The 21,046-nt window shown below is 39.2% G+C and carries 18 protein-coding genes, 1 tRNA gene and 2 rRNA genes (1 of these 21 only partly in view); 5 read left to right on the top strand and 16 right to left on the bottom strand.

The annotated features are described in order from the left end of the window. The 6 genes from LKI_RS05060 to LKI_RS05035 form a co-directional block, all read right to left on the bottom strand. Window positions 1-307, bottom strand: a 23S ribosomal RNA gene (locus tag LKI_RS05060) (it extends 2,609 nt beyond the left edge of the window). Window positions 308-492: 185 nt separating this feature from the next. Next, window positions 493-565 (bottom strand) — tRNA-Ala (locus LKI_RS05055). A 112-nt stretch (window positions 566-677) separates the two neighbouring features. Further along, window positions 678-2,227 (bottom strand): 16S ribosomal RNA (locus LKI_RS05050). Together the 16S and 23S rRNA genes with 1 tRNA gene alongside form the textbook arrangement of a ribosomal RNA operon. Window positions 2,228-2,723: 496 nt before the next feature. Next, complete coding sequence (locus tag LKI_RS05045) at window positions 2,724-3,773, bottom strand: PTS sugar transporter subunit IIC (protein ID WP_013103096.1); 1,050 nt, start codon at window positions 3,771-3,773, stop codon at window positions 2,724-2,726. A gap of 255 nt (window positions 3,774-4,028) precedes the next feature. Then, window positions 4,029-5,225 (bottom strand): aminotransferase class I/II-fold pyridoxal phosphate-dependent enzyme, encoded by a 1,197-nt coding sequence (locus LKI_RS05040; protein WP_013103095.1) that lies wholly within the window; start codon window positions 5,223-5,225, stop codon window positions 4,029-4,031. Window positions 5,226-5,551: 326 nt separating this feature from the next. Further along, the gene (locus tag LKI_RS05035) at window positions 5,552-6,133 is read right to left on the bottom strand and encodes a nucleoside/nucleotide kinase family protein (protein ID WP_013103094.1); all 582 of its coding nucleotides are present in this window, start codon (window positions 6,131-6,133) and stop codon (window positions 5,552-5,554) included. A gap of 120 nt (window positions 6,134-6,253) precedes the next feature. On the opposite strand from LKI_RS05035, the gene LKI_RS05030 reads away from it, so the two are divergent. Beyond that, complete coding sequence (locus tag LKI_RS05030; protein ID WP_013103093.1) at window positions 6,254-7,654, top strand: APC family permease; 1,401 nt, start codon at window positions 6,254-6,256, stop codon at window positions 7,652-7,654. 35 nt (window positions 7,655-7,689) lie between these two features. Here LKI_RS05030 and LKI_RS05025 read toward each other — a convergent pair whose 3' ends face one another. Both LKI_RS05025 and ezrA read right to left on the bottom strand, forming a co-directional pair. Further along, window positions 7,690-8,223 (bottom strand): GNAT family N-acetyltransferase, encoded by a 534-nt coding sequence (locus LKI_RS05025; protein WP_013103092.1) that lies wholly within the window; start codon window positions 8,221-8,223, stop codon window positions 7,690-7,692. A 48-nt stretch (window positions 8,224-8,271) separates the two neighbouring features. Beyond that, entirely contained in the window at window positions 8,272-9,984 is a 1,713-nt protein-coding gene (gene ezrA, locus LKI_RS05020; RefSeq protein ID WP_013103091.1) for a septation ring formation regulator EzrA, read from the bottom strand. Window positions 9,985-10,295: 311 nt separating this feature from the next. On the opposite strand from ezrA, the gene rpsD reads away from it, so the two are divergent. The 4 genes from rpsD to LKI_RS05000 all read left to right on the top strand — a co-directional run bounded on the left by rpsD (window position 10,296) and on the right by LKI_RS05000 (window position 13,591). Beyond that, the gene (gene rpsD / locus LKI_RS05015) at window positions 10,296-10,907 is read left to right on the top strand and encodes a 30S ribosomal protein S4 (protein ID WP_013103090.1); all 612 of its coding nucleotides are present in this window, start codon (window positions 10,296-10,298) and stop codon (window positions 10,905-10,907) included. Between the two features lie 113 nt (window positions 10,908-11,020). Next, complete coding sequence (locus LKI_RS05010) at window positions 11,021-11,392, top strand: YueI family protein (protein WP_013103089.1); 372 nt, start codon at window positions 11,021-11,023, stop codon at window positions 11,390-11,392. 97 nt (window positions 11,393-11,489) lie between these two features. Next, window positions 11,490-12,776 carry a replication-associated recombination protein A gene (locus LKI_RS05005; RefSeq protein ID WP_013103088.1) on the top strand — a complete coding sequence of 429 codons (1,287 nt, stop codon included), beginning with the start codon at window positions 11,490-11,492 and terminating at the stop codon, window positions 12,774-12,776. Between the two features lie 371 nt (window positions 12,777-13,147). Continuing rightward, a complete protein-coding gene (locus LKI_RS05000) occupies window positions 13,148-13,591 on the top strand; it encodes a universal stress protein (RefSeq protein WP_013103087.1) in 444 nt (147 codons plus the stop codon). 181 nt (window positions 13,592-13,772) lie between these two features. On the opposite strand, the gene LKI_RS04995 is transcribed toward LKI_RS05000, so the two are convergent. The 8 genes from LKI_RS04995 to LKI_RS11205 form a co-directional block, all read right to left on the bottom strand. Beyond that, a complete protein-coding gene (locus tag LKI_RS04995; RefSeq protein ID WP_013103086.1) occupies window positions 13,773-14,639 on the bottom strand; it encodes a helix-turn-helix domain-containing protein in 867 nt (288 codons plus the stop codon). Further along, window positions 14,639-15,772, bottom strand: coding sequence for a D-alanine--D-alanine ligase family protein (locus tag LKI_RS04990; RefSeq protein WP_013103085.1), 1,134 nt, complete (start codon window positions 15,770-15,772; stop codon window positions 14,639-14,641). Before LKI_RS04990 ends, LKI_RS04995 begins: the two co-directional genes overlap by 1 nt. A 59-nt stretch (window positions 15,773-15,831) precedes the next feature. Beyond that, window positions 15,832-16,833: a DUF2785 domain-containing protein gene (locus LKI_RS04985; RefSeq protein ID WP_013103084.1), complete on the bottom strand. Its 1,002-nt coding sequence runs from the start codon at window positions 16,831-16,833 to the stop codon at window positions 15,832-15,834. Next, window positions 16,833-18,053: an FtsW/RodA/SpoVE family cell cycle protein gene (locus LKI_RS04980; RefSeq protein WP_013103083.1), complete on the bottom strand. Its 1,221-nt coding sequence runs from the start codon at window positions 18,051-18,053 to the stop codon at window positions 16,833-16,835. Before LKI_RS04980 ends, LKI_RS04985 begins: the two co-directional genes overlap by 1 nt. Window positions 18,054-18,123: 70 nt before the next feature. Beyond that, window positions 18,124-18,333, bottom strand: a complete 210-nt coding sequence (locus LKI_RS04975; protein WP_013103082.1) for a DUF2969 family protein — start codon at window positions 18,331-18,333, stop codon at window positions 18,124-18,126. 2 nt (window positions 18,334-18,335) lie between these two features. Next, window positions 18,336-19,328 carry a rod shape-determining protein gene (mreB, locus tag LKI_RS04970; protein ID WP_013103081.1) on the bottom strand — a complete coding sequence of 331 codons (993 nt, stop codon included), beginning with the start codon at window positions 19,326-19,328 and terminating at the stop codon, window positions 18,336-18,338. Window positions 19,329-19,645: 317 nt separating this feature from the next. Beyond that, window positions 19,646-20,257: a uroporphyrinogen decarboxylase/cobalamine-independent methonine synthase family protein gene (locus LKI_RS11210; RefSeq protein ID WP_013103080.1), complete on the bottom strand. Its 612-nt coding sequence runs from the start codon at window positions 20,255-20,257 to the stop codon at window positions 19,646-19,648. A gap of 47 nt (window positions 20,258-20,304) precedes the next feature. Continuing rightward, window positions 20,305-20,796, bottom strand: coding sequence for a uroporphyrinogen decarboxylase/cobalamine-independent methonine synthase family protein (locus tag LKI_RS11205; RefSeq protein WP_013103079.1), 492 nt, complete (start codon window positions 20,794-20,796; stop codon window positions 20,305-20,307). Window positions 20,797-21,046: the final 250 nt, after the last annotated feature.

Here is a 21,046-nt window from a genome sequence, read left to right as displayed (position 1 = left end):
TTTATCAGTCCTACAACCCCAACATGCAAGCACGTTGGTTTGGGCTCTTCCCATTTCGCTCGCCGCTACTTAGGGAATCGATTTTTCTTTCTGCTCCTGCTGCTAATGAGATGTTTCAGTTCACAGCGTATTCCGTCAATAGCCTATGTATTCAACTATTGACAACTCTTTTCGAGTTGGGTTTCCCCATTCGGAAATCTCTGGGTCATAGCGTACTTACCGCTCACCAAAGCTTATCGTAGTTAGTCACGTCCTTCATCGGCTCCTAGTGCCAAGGCATCCACCACGCGCCCTTATTAACTTAACCGTCACAACCGTAGTTGTGCTTTAAGTTTATGAGTTGGTCATTTTTCAGACCTGCGATTAAACCGTTCTTGTTTCAGAACTTTTTGTGTTGTTTCTCGGTTCAATTTAATAATTTTTAATTATTTAAAAGAATTTGTTACTATTCAGTTTTCAATGTACAACCCTTGGTCACCTCGCGGCCACCAATGGAGAATAGCGGGATCGAACCGCTGACCCCCTGCTTGCAAAGCAGGTGCTCTCCCAGCTGAGCTAATTCCCCATAGGTTCATCTTTGACCATGACACCTATTTCGGTATCACACTCAAAACTAAACAAAACTTTGATTCAAACGCTTGACACTTAAGTCCCTGTCACTTTCCGTTTATCCTTAGAAAGGAGGTGATCCAGCCGCAGGTTCTCCTACGGCTACCTTGTTACGACTTCACCCCAGTCATCTGTCCTGCCTTAGACGGTTCCCTCCTTACGGTTAGGCCACCGGCTTTGGGCATTACAAACTCCCATGGTGTGACGGGCGGTGTGTACAAGACCCGGGAACGTATTCACCGCGGCGTGCTGATCCGCGATTACTAGCGATTCCGACTTCGTGCAGTCGAGTTGCAGACTGCAGTCCGAACTGAGACGTACTTTAAGAGATTAGCTCACCTTCGCAGGTTGGCAACTCGTTGTATACGCCATTGTAGCACGTGTGTAGCCCAGGTCATAAGGGGCATGATGATCTGACGTCGTCCCCGCCTTCCTCCGGTTTGTCACCGGCAGTCTCGCTAGAGTGCCCATCTGAATGCTGGCAACTAACAATAAGGGTTGCGCTCGTTGCGGGACTTAACCCAACATCTCACGACACGAGCTGACGACGACCATGCACCACCTGTCACTTTGTCTCCGAAGAGAACACTTCTATCTCTAAAAGCTTCAAAGGATGTCAAGACCTGGTAAGGTTCTTCGCGTTGCTTCGAATTAAACCACATGCTCCACCGCTTGTGCGGGTCCCCGTCAATTCCTTTGAGTTTCAACCTTGCGGTCGTACTCCCCAGGCGGAACACTTAATGCGTTAGCTTCGGCACTAAGAGGCGGAAACCTCCTAACACCTAGTGTTCATCGTTTACGGTGTGGACTACCAGGGTATCTAATCCTGTTTGCTACCCACACTTTCGAGCCTCAACGTCAGTTACAGTCCAGTAAGCCGCCTTCGCCGCTGGTGTTCTTCCATATATCTACGCATTCCACCGCTACACATGGAGTTCCACTTACCTCTACTGCACTCAAGTTGTCCAGTTTCCAATGCCTTTCCGGAGTTGAGCTCCGGGCTTTCACATCAGACTTAAACAACCGTCTGCGCTCGCTTTACGCCCAATAAATCCGGATAACGCTCGGGACATACGTATTACCGCGGCTGCTGGCACGTATTTAGCCGTCCCTTTCTGGTATGGTACCGTCACACTAAAATCATTCCCTATTCTAGCTGTTCTTCCCATACAACAGTGCTTTACGACCCGAAAGCCTTCATCACACACGCGGCGTTGCTCCATCAGGCTTGCGCCCATTGTGGAAGATTCCCTACTGCAGCCTCCCGTAGGAGTTTGGGCCGTGTCTCAGTCCCAATGTGGCCGATCAGTCTCTCAACTCGGCTATGCATCATTGTCTTGGTGAGCCTTTACCTCACCAACTAACTAATGCACCGCGGATCCATCTCTAGGTGACGCCGTAGCGCCTTTTAACTTTATATCATGCGATACTAAGTTTTATTCGGTATTAGCATCTGTTTCCAAATGTTATCCCCAGCCTTGAGGCAGGTTATCCACGTGTTACTCACCCGTTCGCCACTCGCTTGAAAGGTGCAAGCACCTCTCGCTGCGCGTTCGACTTGCATGTATTAGGCACGCCGCCAGCGTTCATCCTGAGCCAGGATCAAACTCTCAATTTAAATGAATTTAAATTCATTGTTTGAAGATGTACTCTTCGATTAAACTGACTAATTGCTATATCTCTATAACGACTATCCGTTTATTGTTTGTTACGAATTGACTTCGCAAATTTGTTTCTGTTACTCTCGTAACAGCGACAGATTCGTTTGTTCAAAGTTTTGTTCAGTTTTCAATGTGCTACGCGTTATCTCTCTGAGACAACTATATTATCTTACCACGCTCAACTCGCTTTGTCAACTACTTCTTTTAACTCTTTCTCAGAACTTCTTGAATTAGTTGCCTCTATCGCCTCGCGTCCTTCGTAAGAACATATATTAATATACCAACTTTTTCCCCACCCGTCAACTACTTTCGCTCCCCTTTTTTATCCTATCGCTTTTCTCTTTCTTTAACCGCCACTTTACTGATTACCGTTCGTCTTTTACCCCTCTTTTTCCCCTTCCTTTCTTTTTTACATTCGCTTTATTTATTTCCCCTTTACTCTTCCTTAATATTTTATTGTAACGTTAATTTCAAATCATCCGGTCGAATCAACTTAAATCTTGTCATAAATAACCATTTTAGGAAAAACGCCAATATAATAGGCAAGACAATGAATGTAATCAAAACACTAAATACAGCGCTGACTGATTTATCTGATAAATTAAATGCAGTTAAGGGTCCAATTAATCCTGAAAAGCCAAACCCAGCTGAAGCCGGCGTCCCTTTAATATTGAAAAGTGTTGCCACGACACCCATCATCATAGCACCGATTGTTGTGGGAATAAATAGTTTTGGCTTTGTTAACATGTTAGCCATCTGTATTTTAGGGGAACCAATAAAATGTGCCAAAGTGCCACCAATAGGATTTACTTGTGCACCCATTGCGGCTAAGGTAAAACTAGCAACGACGATGCCTGCATTAGCAGCACCCGACCCGATGCCTGTCAAATTTATGGCCATCGCAATACCTACCGACGACAATGGTGAAACAATTAAAAATGCAAAAGTACCACCAAGAACTGCACCCAGAACTATTGGGGTAAATTCTGTTGCATATGCGATTGTCGTACCAATAAACACCTGAACTTGACGCAATGGGTCTAGCGTTGCTAACCCAATACCACCCGCAACAATTAAAACAACTAAGGGTTGTAATAACATTTTCAAGTGACCAAATATATTTTCTGTCAACTTAACAAGTGCTGTTGCAATAACTGCAATAAGTAAAATATTTAAGATAACACCAGTACCAGCTATAACCATGCCATCTTTTGCTTGTGTAACAACAGCTGATGATACAAACATAGCTAGTGCAATAGAACCTGAATCAATTGATGACAATTTAAAAATTTGTCCGACAGCAAAACCAGCCACAAGTGGTAAGGTGCTCTGAATAAGTGTCGTCATGAAAGCAACTTTAGCTGCCACAGGATTTCCCGCAAATAACAAAAGCAACTGACTAACTAAAGCACTGGGTATTAATGTAATGACAATCCCCAAACTCGTACCATTTAAAACTTTGACAACAAACTTTCGAACACGATATGATGGCGTGTTATGCATAGTTTCTACTGTGTTTCGTATCCTTCTATTCATCTATTTTCCCTCATTATTAATATGTATGCGCAAAAAGCGCTTAGTTATACTTCATGTTCAAATTAGTAATTTTTTCTTGTATATCACTACACACCATGTATCATCACAAGTATTACATAAAGAACAATATACGATCCTTTTGTATAATTTCGACACTCCCTCAGTTAATCAAACCTCTTGATATCACACGCGTGCATCATATTTGACTGTCTAGATATTAATTTAGATGATTCGATTATCCTGAAGGTAGTCACTCAATCTTGACATTGCCTCTTGCAAAGTTGCTAACGAGGCCGCATAGCTTAATCGAATATATCCCTCACCCCCTGGACCAAAAGCACTCCCTGGTACTACCGCAAGCTTGTTTTTGAATGCCAAATCACGTGCGAATTCAACATCATTCTGATGATAACCTGCTGGTATTTTAGCAAAAATATAAAAAGCACCTGCTGGTTTTGGTATTTTAAATCCTAAGTTCGTCATCGTTTGATAAACAAAGTCACGACGTTCCTGATAAGCAGCTTTCATCGTCAGTGTATCTTGACGGCCAGTTTCAGTTCCTAATGCTTCGGCTGCCGCAGCCATAGCAGTGTTATTAGCTGTTGTAATGGTGAATTGGTGAATAAGACTAAACTTGGTCACTAACTCGGCTGGTGCTGCTAAAAAGCCAATTCGATAGCCGGTCATTGCATGCGACTTAGATACGCCATTTAAAATAATTGTTTGTTCCGGTAAGTACTTAGCCATCGACACATGCGTTGTTTCATAAGTCAGTTCGGAATATATTTCGTCTGAAATAATGACAATATTTGTGTCACGCAAGACATCAGCGAGTGCCTGAATTTCTTGTGCACTATACGTTACACCTGTTGGATTTGAAGGAAAGTTTAATACAATAGCTTTAATACTCTCCCCATGCGTTTTAATGGCTTCCTTTAACATTTCCGGACTCAAAACAAAATCGTTACTTGATGTATCAACGAATACCGGCTCGCCACCGCCAACCAGTGTAATAGGAATGTATAGGGGGAAAATTGGCGTTGGTAATATGACCTTATCACCTTTGTTTAATAGCGACGTAAGTACAGTATAGATGGCTTCTGTGGCGCCAACTGTTACAATGATCTCACTTTCTGCATCATAGGTGACATCATAACGATCCTTTAAGAAATGCGTTGCCGCTTGACGAACCGCCAGTGTCCCATTTGAAGCTGCATAGTGTGAATCATTTTCTAAAATTGACTTTACAGCAGCCTGTTTGATGTGCTCTGGCACATTAAAGTCTGGTTCACCAAGTGTTAACTTTAAAATACCAGGAATCGCGCTGACTTCATTATCAAAAGCACGAATGGCACTTGGTTGCACACGCGCCAAATTATGATTCAATCCTGATAATAGTGTTTGTTTTGCTACGGGCATATTTTTTCTCCTACATTCTAATCTAACAAAAACGCACATACGGACCATTCCGAATGTGCGTTAGTTCTATAGCTGAACTCACTGCGGCATTCGATGTCTGTTACCATCTAAATACCACTGCAAAATGCTTTTGGTAATCAGAGGGCTACCCGAAATACCAAAAGTAAAATTGATTTGAATTTTTTTTACACATGTTTGTCATTTGTTAAAAACCTTCAATTTTTTTATGAGATAATTATAATATTTTTTAATGTATTTGTCAAATAAAAATTATAACGTAGTAGTTCTAGCATAAAATTGAACTATGTACCATTCCTCAAAAGCGGTCACTTTTGAGGAATGCTACGCCCGTTCATAATATCATTGACTAATAGATCAAGCCGGACCTTAGTACGTGACCAGTCATCATTCTCTAGTTCATAGGCGATATGTTGCAATGCAGTTGGTAACGTGACATCACGCAAGAATTCAGGTGACGAGACCCGTTGCTTAACAGCAGTAGGATCATCCCCGCGCACTTGTACCCGTTCCACTAAAACGTCAGGGCTAGTAACAGTCACAAAAATAATGATCGCTTGCTCCCCCAACTCTTTGGCGTAGGTAATTGCACCAGCAGTGTCCAATACGATAGTAATGTATGGATTTTTTTGCCACGCTAGCTCAAGACCTTCATAAGAAGAACCATATTGTGAACCTGCATATGTCACACGTTCCAGAAAGTGTTTCTTTTCAAAAGAAACCTCGTTCTCGAAATAATAGGACACGCCATCCATTTCTCTATCACGAGGTGCACGCGTTGTATGGGTAATAACGCGTGGCATACGATAATTATCTTGTAAATATCGTGCAATTGTTGTCTTACCGACACCAGTTGCGCCTGTAATTACAAAGACCTTATTGTTTTTCATTTACCTTCATTCCTTACTTTTTCTATTGTAACGTATCTTGCCATTCAAAGTTAGACATTCAGTACCTAAATTGTTAAAATAATAGTTATGATTAAATTAAAATAATATGGGAGAAACTTTATGTCCATCTTTTCGAGAGCATTTAAACGAGAATCTGTTGATAGTTATATACAAGCAGATTCTCATATGACACGTGTTTTAACAACAAGAGATTTGATTGGCTTAGGCGTTGGCACAGTCATTGGTACCGGTATATTTATTTTACCAGGCCATGAAGCTGCGCAGAATGCAGGACCGGCCGTATCTGTTGCATTCTTAATTGCCGCTATATTTTCAGGGTTATCAGGTATGGCATTTGCTGAATTTTCATCCGCCATGCCTGTTGCTGGATCCGCGTATTCTTATGGTACAGTTGTTTATGGCGAAATTATTGGCTGGTTACTTGGTTGGTCTTTAATTTTGGAATATTTTCTAGCCGTTTCCGCTATTGCTACTGGTTTTTCTGCTTATCTGAATAATCTATTAATCACATTTGGTATTCATATACCAAAGTCTTTACTCGCCGGTCCAATGGAAGGTGGTATTGTTAATTTATTTGCCGTCTTAATCATCTTGCTAGTTACTGTTATTTTATCACGCGGTTTAAATGCTTCCAAAAAAATTGAAAATGGTGCTGTAATCTTAAAAGTTGTCATTCTCGCCTTATTTATTATCGGTGGCTCATTTTTCATTAAACATACAAATTACGTCCCCTTTTATCCTAAAGAATTCCATTCTGGTTTTGGTGGTTTAAATGGTATATGGGCAGCTACTGCCAGTATTATCTTTGCCTTTCTCGGATTTGATACAATTGCCGCACATGCTGCCGAAGTGAAAAACCCACAAAAAACAATGGCTCGTGGTATTATCGGCACAGTTATTATTTCAGCCTTACTTTACGTCCTGTTCTCAATCGTTCTAACAGGTATCGTGAACTACAAAAAACTTGGCGTTGATGACCCTGCTGCGTTTGCTCTACAAGCTATTCACCAAACACAATTCTCTGTTGTTATTACCGTAGGGGCTCTTGTTGGTATGTTCACCGCTATTCTAGCGCTGGTTTATGCGTCATCGCGACTCACCTACTCATTTGGTCGTGATGGCCTACTACCACGTGGCTTGGGTAAGATATCAGGAGGATCACGGTTACCAGTGAACGCATTAATTCTTGCTGTGATTGTTGAATCCATTTTTGCTGGCCTAATCCCGTTGAACACATTAGCTAGCCTAATTAATGCTGGCACATTATTGGCCTTCATGTTTATTAACTTCGGCATCCTAATATTGCGCCGTCGAAAAGATTTATCACATGATGGCTTTAAAGTACCCGGTTATCCTTTAGTCCCACTTGTTGCAGGCGTGATCAGTTTACTACTGATTACAAAATTACCTGTAGAAACACTAGAATTATTTAGTGTTTGGTTAGTTCTGGGTATTATCTGGTACTTTGCTTATGGTATCCGTCATTCAAAACTATCATAAAATAAAAACGTAGTTGGAAAATTCCAACTACGTTTTTATTTTTGATTATCATACCATTCATGTGCCATTGACCAAATTAAATGTCCTTGACTATCTGGCGTTTCTCGTTGTTTAAAACCCAAACGTTCAGCCACATGGCGACTTTGGATATTATCAATGTCATGACTTAGCCAAATGTAATTTAGACCCAATTCATCAAAACCAATTTTTAGTAACTTGCCTATGGCTTCATTCATGAAACCCTGTCCTCGCTGAACCGGCGTCAAAACGTAACCTATTTCAGCAGTCCTGTTATCAATTTTTTGGCGAAAATCAATACTGCCTATAAGTTTATTGGTACCACGTAAAGCAATACCATATTTTTTAGTGCCTACAACATCTTGCCAAAAATAGCCTTTAATCGCCCGGTTCTCGACGTCTGCGATGCTATGACTCAACGTACCAGATAACCATTTAGCAGTAGCTTCATCACCTAACCATTGGTACATCTGTGGTGCGTCAGTTAGCAAAACATTTCTTAATAACAGACGTTCTGTTGTGATTGTTTTATAATGCTCGATTGTCTTCATTTTGCCTTTTGATAGGAAAACCCCGAAAATAGTTTTCGGGGTGATTTATTATAATAATGGTGTTTTACGACGTAAATATGATTCAACTAACTTTTCATAAATTCCAGGTTCAACACTATCTAATGCAGGTCCCAAAACGTCCATTGCTTTATCGAAATTATAATCGCGTTCATAGAACATCCGTGCTTGTTCACTCGCTGCGGCCACACGATCACTTGTCGTACGATATCGATTGGCATATTGCAACAATTGCTCTGTTAACGTTGCTTGATCAACTAGAGTATTTGTCTTTTCTTTTAGTGTGTCAATGTCTGCTGAAACAATATTAAGTTGTCTCTGCACCTCGTCCATGTCTATGAGATGTGCCTGTAAAGATTTTGCCAATCTTTCTAGCTCATTAGATACAGCAAAGAAATATTCCAAGTAATTGGCCGGTAATCCTGGTAAGTTCATACGCTCAACCGCTTGTTTAATATCCTCAATTTGATGTTGATATTCACCACCAAGCTGTCGTGCAGAATGTTGTGCTTTTTCAAGTCCTGATATTTTTTCCCAAATTTCAACTTGTTGCGCCTCAATTTCAGAAAAATGCTGTAATTGCCCATCTTGTTTGGCTCTTAATTCACTAAACGACATTTCAGAAGCTTCAAGTAGGTCGTCATTGTGATTAACTTGTTCTTCTAAAGCATTAATTTGCTCTAATAGGTTCCGTCTCGTTTCTAGCTCCTTGTGATTGAATTGGAAAACTTGTCCTAACTGATCTAATTCTAATGCTAATTGACTATTTTGTTCACGCAATCGCAATAACGTTGAAGATAACTGATCAGCATTTTTAATCACTTGCTTGCGTGCACTAATTTCTGTTTCCATCATATCGTATAATGTTTCGATACGTCGCTCAATATAGCCGTTTTGTTCTGAAACCTCTTTTAGCTTTAATTCGCCTAACAATTGTAATACCTGTTGTCTCTGTTCATCGATGGCATGTAACTCTTGTTCAAGCGTATCGTTTGGGAAAACATAACCCTTTTCAACCAAGTCTGCATGACCCTGAACTAATTCATTCAATTGGTCGACATAAACTGTGTCTAATTTTTCAAACAACGCTGGAATATCAGCCATCATATTTTCCATCTGTGTGGTTTCCATGGCCAGTTGTTCATATATATCAGAAGCTGTAGCGTGATCGCCCTCTTCCGTCAGGCGTGTAAATTCGTCGTAATCGGCTTCAAGCTGTTTTAAGAATGTGTCTAACGCTTTATTTGCTGGACCAAACTTAAAATTTTCAGCCAATAATCGTTTGCGCAAGTCATCATATTTCTTTTTCAAATCATTAATGGCCTCACGATGCGCTTCATTAATTTTCTTTAATTCCGTTAAGCCGCTACGCACTGAATTAATTGTATTTTCCGTGTCATCTACCATAGATTCCAAACGAATTAATTCATGCCTTGTCTTAATAAAATTAATCCCACGCGCCTCAAAAAGCACAAGGTTGACCTGTTGATCAATTTTTAGAAACTTATTATTCTTAACATCATTAAAAGCACTTTCTAAACTCTGATATTCTTTCAAAGATTGTCCAGTTAACGCTAATTTACGGCCTTCAACCAATTCCTCGCGAACCTTCAAAGACTCTAATTGCTCTTTTTTAGTTTTAAATGTGTTAACTTTGCTTATCGTTGTACGCTGCATGACAAAAATCGCCAAATATGCAATGACAACAATACCTAAAACAACTGCTAATATCGTTAAATTCATGTGTTTTTATCCCAGTTTTATTGATAACCCTATTCTATCACGCCACCTCAGGTAATGCCGAATATGTGTATTTTTTTGACAAATCTAAAATGGTTTACACCTTTCTTAATAACTTGCTTATTAACACACTTTCTGTTACCATTGAAAGAAGTTGTTAATTGAGTAGCAGTAAACAAAGAAGCGCGTCAACAACGCCCCAAATCGTTAGTAAGGCCATTGCTACTGGTTCTGAGAAACGTCAAGTTCGGCGCTGCACGCATCTGGTGTTTACCCCTCAAAGTGCGACAAATTACATTTTGGAGGACATATACATGTCACGTTATACAGGTCCAAAGTGGCGTATTTCACGTCGCTTAGGTGTTTCATTGTCTGGTACTGGAAAAGAATTATCACGTCGCGCCTACGCGCCTGGTGATCACGGTGCAGGCCGTCGTGCCAAGGTTTCTGAATATGGTACACAATTGCGTGAAAAGCAAAAGTTGCGTTTCACTTATGGTTTGACTGAACGTCAATTCCACTCTTTGTTTAACAAAGCTGGTAAGATTCGTAAGGGTACACATGGTACTAACTTCATGATCTTGTTGGAACAACGTCTAGACTCACTTGTTTACCGTTTAGGTTTGGCTACAACACGTCAACAAGCTCGTCAATTAGTAAACCATGGTCATATTTTAGTTGATGGTAAGCGCGTTGATATTCCTTCATTCAGTGTAACACCTGGTCAAGTTATCTCAGTTCGCGATAAGTCAAAAACTATTGTGCCTATACAAGTAGCTGTTGAATCAGTTGTGGCACATCCACAATTCGTTTCATTTGATTCTGAAAAACTTGAAGGCTCATTAGTTCGTTTGCCAGAACGTGAAGAATTAGATGCTGACATCAACGAAGCGTTGATTGTCGAATACTACAACCGTTTGGGTTAATATCTTAATTCATGCAATTGAAACGTCACCTTTCGGTGGCGTTTTTGTTTTGTTTGTATTGCCATTTGAATATAACGTATAATAGACTTATCAAAACGCAATGGAGAAAATCTATGGATATCAATGAACGCATACAGCAAGACCAGCATGGCGGTCACTCACAAATTAATCCAGATGAACAACGACGCTATCTCGGTACTTTTCGCGAACGTGTGATTGTTGCAATAAAAACATCACAACTCAATAGCACTCAAATTCAAACACAATTTGAAACAGCTTTAAAGTCACACAGCATAGGTAAAGTACTGATTAACCAACAACTTGCTCAAGATAATTTTACAACTTATGTTGCCATTGCCACACGTACAAAACATCCTTTTACACTATTATCTCATACGGATGAATCTTCAAATGAAGAGGATCCTATTGCTGTTTTATTAGCAGCCGACACTGCAATCAACATTGATCATATTTATTTAAGCTAACTACTCTTGATAGAAAGGAGTGCGTTCACTATATGACTAGGCAAGCTGTTTATGATACAACTAACAGTTGTCTAGTCACTAGTGACGCTTTTATATTATGCAGCAACCTCTTGCGTATCGTATGCGCCCTACTAAAATTGAAGACATTGTTGGTCAAACACACTTAGTTGGTGAAGGAAAAATTATCCGGCGCATGGTTGATGCGATGCGGCTAAGTTCCATGATTTTATATGGTCCACCCGGAACTGGCAAAACCTCGATTGCTTCAGCGATTGCTGGATCTTCGAAATACGCTTTTCGTATGTTAAACGCTGCAACAGACAGTCAAAAAGATCTGCAAATTGTTGCTGAGGAAGCGAAAATGTCAGGGACAGTTGTCCTATTACTTGATGAAATTCATCGTTTAAATAAGGTGAAACAGGATTTTTTATTACCACATTTAGAATCTGGTAGCATCATTCTCATTGGTGCCACAACAGAAAACCCATACATTAATGTCACACCTGCTATTCGATCTCGAACACAAATTTTTCAAGTCAATCCACTTACTGAGGCGGATATTCAAGCAGCTATTGTACGTGCACTAGCTGACAAAAAAAACGGCCTTGGTGAATATAATGTTATGCTCGAAGATAACGCCATGTCACATTTATCACGTGCGACTAATGGTGATTTACGTAGTGCACTAAATGGCTTAGAATTAGCTGTTTTATCAACCAAGCCAGCTAATGACGATAACATTATTCATATTACATTACCTATTATCGAAGAAACCGTCCAACGCAAAGCTTTATCTGCTGATAAAAATGGTGATGCACATTATGATGTCATTTCTGCTCTACAGAAATCTATTCGTGGCTCTGATGTTGATGCTGCACTCCATTATGCTGCTCGTATTATTATGTCTGGCGATTTAGCGATTTTAGCCCGACGACTAACCGTTATCGCTTATGAAGATATTGGTTTGGCTAATCCGGCTGCTGCGCAACATGCTGTTACAGCAATCAATGCTGCCCAATCACTAGGCCTTCCTGAAGCACGCATTCCTTTCGCTAATGCTATTATCGAGTTAGCTCTTTCACCAAAATCTAATGCTGCTTATTTAGCCATTGACAGTGCAATAAGTGATATTAACGCCGGGAAAACATCAGATATCCCCAACCATTTAAAAGATTCCCACTATAAAGGCGCAGCTGATTTGGGCCATGGTACAAATTATAGTTATCCGCATGATTTTGATAATGATTGGGTGCCTCAACAGTATCTCCCAGACAGTATTAAACAAGCAAAATATTTTCAACCAAAGGGAAATTCCAAAATTGAACAAGCATTTAAAGATATTTATAACTCATTAAAACAACAGCAAAGCAAGGGATTAAAATAGCGATTGTTTTAAAATGTCAAGACTGGTTGTCATAACATTTTAGCTGTATAATATATAATGAATTACCCAGGTATACGCATTGTTACATCATCAGCTTTTTCCTTACAACCTTTATTTCACGGATGGGAATTTTTGATTCAAAAGATCTGCCCTTTCATTCGGTAATCTGATGAACAAGATGAACCAACCACCTCGACAATTTCGAGGAAAACCTGCGTAACGATTAACGGTACCACGAGTATTCCGGGCATGTCCCGTGCGTCTACAATTGTAGGCGCTTTTTTATTAATAAAATTTAGATAGCAAAACGCTATTATTTTTTCAATGTAAGCGGTATACTTAATGTATAAACAAACTAAAGGAGAATTCTCATGACAGCAAACTATAACAACATTTTAGTGCCTATGGATGGTTCTAAGGAATCAGAAGCAGCACTCGTTCGTGCTATTGAATTGACCAAAGATGCTGGTGATAGTGGTATTTTGTCAATTTTGAACGTCATTGATACACGTGCTTTTCAAAATGTCGCAAGCTTCGATGATACAATGGTTGAAGCTGTTTCTGACGAGACACGTAAGACACTTGATCGCTATAAGCAACAAGCGCTTGATGCTGGCATTAAAAACGTCGATTATTTGATTGAATATGGTTCTCCCAAGGCGTTGATCGCCAAGGATGTACCAAATGAAGTTAATGCTGATATTATTGTTATTGGTGCCACCGGTTTAAACGCCGTTGAACGCCTAGTTATCGGTTCTGTAACAGAATTCGTTACACGAACAGCTAAGGTTGATGTCTTAGTTGTTCGTGGCTAATCCATCAGTTATTAACTGTCTCAGTAGTTTACACAAACATTTTTCATTATTTGCCAACTACCATCCTTGTTGAATGGTAGTTGGCTTTTTAATTTGTGTTTCATCACAATAAAAAAAGCCGAAAGTTAAAGCAACTTTCGGCTTTTTTATTACGACTTATTAATGGTCTCTACGATAACAGTTAAAATTGTACTGTATCTAATGCTGCTAATCGCTCTTCTGCAACTTGACGATTAGACAAGAAAGCTGCAATATGTGCATAGTGTATATGACGCTGTGCAGCAAGTTCATTGCCTCTTTTTTTCTCAATGTTGCCTAACATCTCACCTAGATCTGGTGCCCAGAACAAGTCAACACGCTTACGTAGAGCTAATAATCCTTCTTCTAACAAGTCAGCCGCCTTATCAAGCTCATTTTGTTCAACCAAGAATTCAGCGTAGTACTGACGCCCCTGCAATGCACCATGAAACTCTAATTCATTTGCTGTTAGCAGATCTGGTTCTAGTTCAAAAGCTAATTTAAACTTATCTTTAGCTTCTTGTATATCTCCTTGTAGATAATAGCTTGTTGCCATTTGACGATATGCATAGAATAAGTAAAAATCACCCAAAGATGGTGTTTTCTTATCAACAGCCAAATTAGTGAAATGAATAACCTGTTCAAAATCTTTCTTATTGTAACAAGCATCTGCTGCTTTTAAAATATAATAAGCTTGAATCGTAGGTTGGTTTTGACTTAAAGCCTTTTCAAATTCTGCAAACTCAGATAATGCATCATGCTTCATTTGCAAAATAACTTTACCTAACAATTCTTTAGCTTTTTGCGTCAAAAAGTCTCCCGATACAAACTCTGATATATCTAAGTTTAGTCGATCAAGTATCGCCAACAAAACATCAGCATTAGGCACACGATTTTGATTTTCAACCAAAGAAATCGTAGCTTGTGTTGTAATCCCTTCGGCTAACTCCACTTGTGACAAGCTCATTTTTTTACGCGCTGCGCGAATTGCTTTACCATCAAAATTATCTTTTCTACTATTTTTTACCATTAGTTAAATTTCCCTATCTTTTCTTCGCCCAAAGTCACAAATTTATAGCTCAATTGTGCGTTCTTTTCAAATTCTTCAAAGCCATATGTGATCATCATGTCAACAAGCTTTGCATTATCAATATCTGAATAGTCCCATAATCGCTTAAAGAGCGACATATTGGTAAACCCAGGTAATGTGTTTGGCTCACCAAGATATGGCACATTATTTTCATCTAACAAAAAGTCCATACGTGCTTCACCACGTAAATTTAAGACTTTATAAGACTTGATAGCCATTGCCTTGACTTCTTCTGTTACCTCTTTTGGTAGCTGAGCAGGAATTTCGAAGTAAACTGCTGAATTGTCGACAAACTTATTATTGTAATCATACCAGCCATCACCTTCACCCTGTTCAGGAACAGTGTGTGCCCCAATTTCTGATACGATTGGCTCTTCGTTACCAATAACACCCACTTCTAATTCTCGTGGTCCTTTAACAGCCTGTTCAATCAAAACTTTGTAATCGTATTGGAATGAATCTGCTAATGCCGTTTCAAATTCTACTGCGTTTTTGACCCGTGAAATACCAACAGATGACCCTTGATTAGCCGCCTTGACAAATACAACTGAACCTAGTTCATTGGTTATTTTATCCCAAGTCCAATCCTTAGCTGTCTCAGTATCAATTACTATGTAATTGGTATTACGAATGTGATTAACGGTTAACAATTCTTTAGTTAAAACTTTGTCAAAACTAACCGCATGCCCACGCAAAGGAGCCCCAACATATGGTTTGTTTAATAACCTAAACAGCCCCTGCAATGTCCCATCTTCACCTAAATTACCATGAACAACTGGGAAGAATATATCAAAATCACCGCCGTTACGCAAAGCATTAATGCGCGCCAACGGGTCACTAGTGTCTACTTTAGCCATATAAGCATCCACAATCGGTTGCTCATCAGCCAACGCTAATATTTTTTTAGAACTTTCAGGGTCCAAAAAATAACCGTTTTGTGCAATAGCGAAAACTGTTACATCATATTTTCCTGTTGCCATAATCGCATCATAAAAATTTTGAGCAGAACGTTTTGATACGTCGTGTTCTGATGAATTACCGCCAAATAATAAAGCCACATGTTTTTTATTCATTAGTTTTACTCCAAATTTTATTATATCAAAATTAAGTAATATTAAGCAAGATATATTAATTAAGTCAAATATCCTTTTGTTTGTTCCACATAATCATAAATTGATTTGGGCACATTTTGTGCGCCAGTTAAAATAATAGCATGAAAAAATCGCGTACGATTATACAATTGATGCCAATTGGCCTCAGTTGCAATATTTTGTCGCGTAACCAAGTCCTTACGCCATAATTTTAACGTGATCAACACATAATCGCAATACAAGCGATGCGCATTGGCTGCATATATCACAACTTCAACAAGGCGTTCTGTCTCGCCCATCATTAATGGCAACTTTAGTTCACGATAACCAGCTAACATACTCGCTAACACAAATAATTTATCAGCACGTACTAGCTTAGGCATCAACATAATCTCAGATACAACATTGCCAATATGCGTGAAAGCATGTGCCCAACCATTAGTATTAATAAAGCCACGTGTGTCTCGTTCTAAAATGGCATATAAAGCCACTTGATCGATAATTCTTGATAGTTGTATATCTGTCAAAAATGGTTTTTTAGTTCGTTGTATGAATAGTAAGAGTGACAGCATTAACATGCTGAACGATCGTCGATAAATACCATCATTAGCACGCTCAAATATGTGAGCAAATAGCTGGTCGTCTGAGACAAAATAATTAGCTAACATCGACATCTGTGCTTCTGAGATTAAATTTTTTTGAATTATATCACTTAGAAAAACAAAAGCACCATTATCGCGATATTTTGCTGTTGGATTCGCTAATTGCTCCGCTATAGCCATCAAAACATCGTCAGAGATATTGGTATCATCAGACAAACCATCTGAAAGGACGTCACCCTCAGATGGTTGCTGTCGATACATCTGCATATATGACAGAATCTCATCATCATTTTTAGGCGTGAGAACAGGTGTTACAGGCAATAAGTCTAAATGACCAACGATTTCTGATATAGCTTCTCCTAGCGATTGAAAAACTTCTCCCTCACGCGTTTTATGACGCAAGTTGATCATTTTTTGTTGTAATTCTTCTAGTTCAGTCATTAAATTGAAAATCCTGTCAATTCTGTAAATGTAGCGTTTTGCTGCTGATAACCTATTGTTAATATTAATCCAACACCGATTAAGTTACCCAATAGTGACGAGCCACCCTGTGAAATAAAGGGTAATGGGATACCGGTCAAGGGCAACAATCCAATGCTCATACCAATATTTTCAAATACATGGAAAAGCACCATCATGACGACACCAGTTGCAATGTAAGCATAAAAAGCATTTTGTGCTTTAAATGTCGCACGAATCAATCGATAGATTAATCCAAAATATAATGCAATCAATAGCGCGCCACCAATAAATCCGAAACTCTCTCCAATAACTGAAAAGATCATATCAGACTCTCGAACGGGAACATAGACTTTTAAATCACCAAAACCATTTCCCGTTAACTGACCAGAACCAATTGCTTTTAAACTTTGATATGTCTGATAACCTGAGGCTGATGTGTCTTGATCAGGATGCAGCCAAGTTTGAATACGATCAAATTGGTATAACTTAAAACCCAATGCATCTAGAATGACTTTCCCTGTAGCTGAAGTAACTAAGGCTAATAGCGTCGCACCAACGACTGCCGCAGCCGCGATAACTGGTGCTAAAATTCGCCAAGTAACACCTGATACTAGCGCAACACCACCAAAAATAGCAATAAATACCAGCAAGGTTCCTAAGTCATTTTGTAAAGCAATTAATGCAGCAACAGGCAAGAACCAGAGTGCCATTTTACCCAACAGAAGCCAATCAGTCATTGTGTTATGTTGTTCGTATAGACGATTATGCTCTGCTACAACACGACTAAGCATCAAAATAAACGCGGGTTTAACCACCTCTGACGGTTGGAACGAAATAGGTCCTAACACAAACCATGATTTAGCACCCGTTGCATCGGCCATTGGCTTATTATAGAAAATCAACACGGCAACAAGCAGAAAAACACCCAAACCATAAGCGACTGGCGCTAATCGCCAAAGTTGTGAGGCATCAAAGCGTAACAAGAACAATATGATTATTGCGCCAATAACCCAAAATAACCCTTGTACAATAGTTGTTCGGACCGCCATTTGCACTGTACCATATTGTGAATGTAGTGCTGCTTGATAAACAGAGCTCAAACCAATGATCATAAATAACAGAAGCGCTAAAATAATACCCCAGTCTAATTCTGAAGCTGATGTGCGATTACTCATTTGTCTTGATGGTATCTGTTGCATGTTGGTGTTACCTCGTTTATGTATAAACCCTCATCATTTAATATGATAAGGGTTTTTGTCATAATTAATATTATTGATACAAATTAAAACTTGCCAAAATAGCTTGAAGCGCTTCATCTTGATTTTTTGCTTGATTAATAACTGCCTGTTGACCAAAGTAGCCAACAAAGCCACGATCAGCCTGCTCAATGTGCCCAACTGGCTTTTTATCAACCAATACTTGTATTTGTTTGTCGCCTTCTACGAGATCAACATCAAAATTTTGATTTTTTTTACGCATTCTTATAACCCTTTATGGTTTGATTTCATGTGTTCAAGCAGCGCACCAGCACCCTTAGCAACATTATCAAGCGGAGAATCCGAAACAACTACTGGTACTTCTAGTGCATCCGCTAATAATTGATCCATACCATGTAACAATGCACCACCACCCGTCAACATAATACCACGATCAATGATATCAGCGGCCAATTCAGGTGGTAGTTTAGCTAAAACAGAATGCGCAGCACGAACAATTTGCTGTAATGTATCATGCAACGCCTCTTCAACTTCATTAGAATGAATGGTAATTGTTTTGGGCATACCCTCAAAATTGTCACGACCACGGACCTCCATTGTCAATGGTTCATCGACAGGTAACGCAGATCCAATTTGAATCTTAATTGTTTCAGCTGTTCGTTCGCCAACAATCAAATTATGTCGACGTTTCAAATAACCAACAATGTCAAAATTCATCTTGTCACCTGCTACACGGATTGACTCAGAAACGACAATATCGCCCAAAGACAGTACTGCAATATCAGAAGTACCACCACCCATGTCAATAACCATTGAGCCAATGGGCTTAAAAATATCTAAGCCTGCGCCTACAGCAGCTACTTTAGGTTCATATTCTAGGTAAACTTTTGCGCCACCAGCCTTTTCGGCTGCTTGAATAATTGCTTTACGTTCAATTTCTGTAATGTTAGTTGGGGCGCAAATCATAATATTAGGCTTTGACATAAAGCCTTTCACGTTTAGCTTGTCCACAAAGTAAGTCAACATCGCCTCGGTAACATCAAAATCTGAAATGACACCATCTTTTAAAGGCCTAACAGCGCGAATATTTCCTGGTGTACGGCCAACCATACGATAAGCCTCTGAACCGACAGCTAATACGCGATCTGTTTTATCATCTACCGCAACAACGGAGGGTTCATTTAATACGATCCCCTTGCCTTCAACATAAATGAGTACATTGGCTGTTCCTAAGTCAATGCCTATATCTTTTGCCATGTTTATTCTCCAAATTATTATTTTGATAAACGGGCACTTGTTGTGCCAACTTGCCTATATAATCTAATCAATTATACCATAGTTAGTCACTGTTTTTGGCTATTTTCAAAATACTCTAACTGACTAATAATTGTTAATTGACAGTACTTACTTGAGAAACATGAGTTATATAGGCTCTGAAAAAGGTGCACCATTCATTAAACATTATTACACTTATAAAAAGCAAAACACTAATTGTATTTTGCTTTTTATAGTACGGCACCAAACGTGAATTCTCTATGACATACAACCACTTTACTCATCTCGGCAACGTGTTTTCATGACCAAACTTCTTGGGCAATTTCCTTAATTAAATTTAATTTAGCCCATTGGCTTTCACTGGATACATCATTCCCCTCAACAGTTGATGCAAAACAACACTGTGGAGACAGTGCCAAATTTGCCAAGGGTACGTGGTTTGCAGCATCAGCCAAGCGTGCTTTAATCACATCTTTATCTTCTAAATCACTATTTTTAGTTGTTACTAACCCAAGTACAAGCTTTTTATTTTCATCACCGTGCCAGATGTCTCCTAATTTTTCAAAATCACCCGAACGTTCATCATCAAATTCCAAGAACAAACCATCAACATGCAGCTGTCCTAAAAATGTTGAGATTGCATCATAGCCACCAGTAAATAACCATGTTGATCGGAAATTACCACGACAAATATGCGTTGTAAATGTATAGTCTTCTGGCAGCGCATCAGAAATTTTGTTATTCACATATATGATTTCTTCGGCATACTGATCAAACTTAGCGCGTTTTTCGGGATCTTTTGAAGTTGCTAACGTTTGTGCAATATTTGCCCATGGGACATCATCAATTTGCAAATAACGATTTCCTAGTTCATAAAAATGTAACGCTGTGTCAATGTAAGCTTGCGCCACATCATCTAAAAATTCTTGACGATCAGTGTAATGTTCAGAATAGCCATTTAAGTATTCGTCCGTCCTGAATCAAAAATCAAGAATGAAGGTGCGGGAATCGTTTGTTTAGCTTGAATTGATGAATCATTGTATGACTTCACCAAATCTTGTAAATAGAGGTATGATTTGAAAAATGGATGATCAGGATTGAAAGCCACTTTGCCACCAATTTTAAAATCTTCAGCTGTTGTATCAACACCTTCAAATCCATAGCCTTTTGATAGGTAAAAATCAACACCCGATAAACCAACTAAGAAATCAGCATGAAACCATTTACGTGAAAATTCACCATCAGTTATCGCTTGATAGCCTAACGCAACTTGTTTTGAAACAATATCTTTGATAGCTGTTTGTTGTAATTCAAAGTCAGCATCTGCTAATTGTTGATCCAAAGGGGTATTCAAACGTGCCTCACGTAAGGCATTTGGTCTTAAAAATGAGCCGACATGATCATGAATGTATGGTGCGTTTTTGTATTGCGTTGATGTCTTGGTTGTCATAGTATTTTCTCCTAAATAATATTTCAATGTGTTAGTCATATGTATATTCATTCTATACATCACATGATAACATCAACGGCACCACTGCCCCTTAAAAAAACAGCTATAACAATATGGTTGCCATGCAAATGTGTGGGTATTTGACAATGTACTTTCATGTTATCCCCCTTTCAAATTGATATTTTTGATTAATGATATAAACATTTGTGGCATACGCTACCTTTCGGCAACAAAAAATCCCGTAGTATCA

It is taken from the genome of Leuconostoc kimchii IMSNU 11154 (assembly GCF_000092505.1).
Classification (GTDB): domain Bacteria; phylum Bacillota; class Bacilli; order Lactobacillales; family Lactobacillaceae; genus Leuconostoc; species Leuconostoc kimchii.
The sequence above is the reverse complement of the archived record's forward strand: the minus strand, read 5'-3'. Positions and strand labels throughout refer to the sequence as shown.

Coding starts and splice junctions, on each gene's coding strand:
- LKI_RS11205 (WP_013103079.1), bottom strand. CDS start 20,796: ATGACAACCAAGACATCAACGCAATACAAAAACGCACCATACATTCAT.
- LKI_RS05045 (WP_013103096.1), bottom strand. CDS start 3,773: ATGCATAACACGCCATCATATCGTGTTCGAAAGTTTGTTGTCAAAGTT.
- LKI_RS05005 (WP_013103088.1), top strand. CDS start 11,490: ATGCAGCAACCTCTTGCGTATCGTATGCGCCCTACTAAAATTGAAGAC.
- LKI_RS05040 (WP_013103095.1), bottom strand. CDS start 5,225: ATGCCCGTAGCAAAACAAACACTATTATCAGGATTGAATCATAATTTG.
- mreB (WP_013103081.1), bottom strand. CDS start 19,328: ATGGCAAAAGATATAGGCATTGACTTAGGAACAGCCAATGTACTCATT.
- LKI_RS05010 (WP_013103089.1), top strand. CDS start 11,021: ATGGATATCAATGAACGCATACAGCAAGACCAGCATGGCGGTCACTCA.
- LKI_RS04985 (WP_013103084.1), bottom strand. CDS start 16,833: ATGACTGAACTAGAAGAATTACAACAAAAAATGATCAACTTGCGTCAT.
- rpsD (WP_013103090.1), top strand. CDS start 10,296: ATGTCACGTTATACAGGTCCAAAGTGGCGTATTTCACGTCGCTTAGGT.
- LKI_RS05030 (WP_013103093.1), top strand. CDS start 6,254: ATGTCCATCTTTTCGAGAGCATTTAAACGAGAATCTGTTGATAGTTAT.
- LKI_RS04995 (WP_013103086.1), bottom strand. CDS start 14,639: ATGGTAAAAAATAGTAGAAAAGATAATTTTGATGGTAAAGCAATTCGC.
- LKI_RS04980 (WP_013103083.1), bottom strand. CDS start 18,053: ATGCAACAGATACCATCAAGACAAATGAGTAATCGCACATCAGCTTCA.
- LKI_RS05000 (WP_013103087.1), top strand. CDS start 13,148: ATGACAGCAAACTATAACAACATTTTAGTGCCTATGGATGGTTCTAAG.
- LKI_RS04975 (WP_013103082.1), bottom strand. CDS start 18,333: ATGCGTAAAAAAAATCAAAATTTTGATGTTGATCTCGTAGAAGGCGAC.
- LKI_RS05025 (WP_013103092.1), bottom strand. CDS start 8,223: ATGAAGACAATCGAGCATTATAAAACAATCACAACAGAACGTCTGTTA.
- LKI_RS04990 (WP_013103085.1), bottom strand. CDS start 15,772: ATGAATAAAAAACATGTGGCTTTATTATTTGGCGGTAATTCATCAGAA.
- ezrA (WP_013103091.1), bottom strand. CDS start 9,984: ATGAATTTAACGATATTAGCAGTTGTTTTAGGTATTGTTGTCATTGCA.
- LKI_RS05035 (WP_013103094.1), bottom strand. CDS start 6,133: ATGAAAAACAATAAGGTCTTTGTAATTACAGGCGCAACTGGTGTCGGT.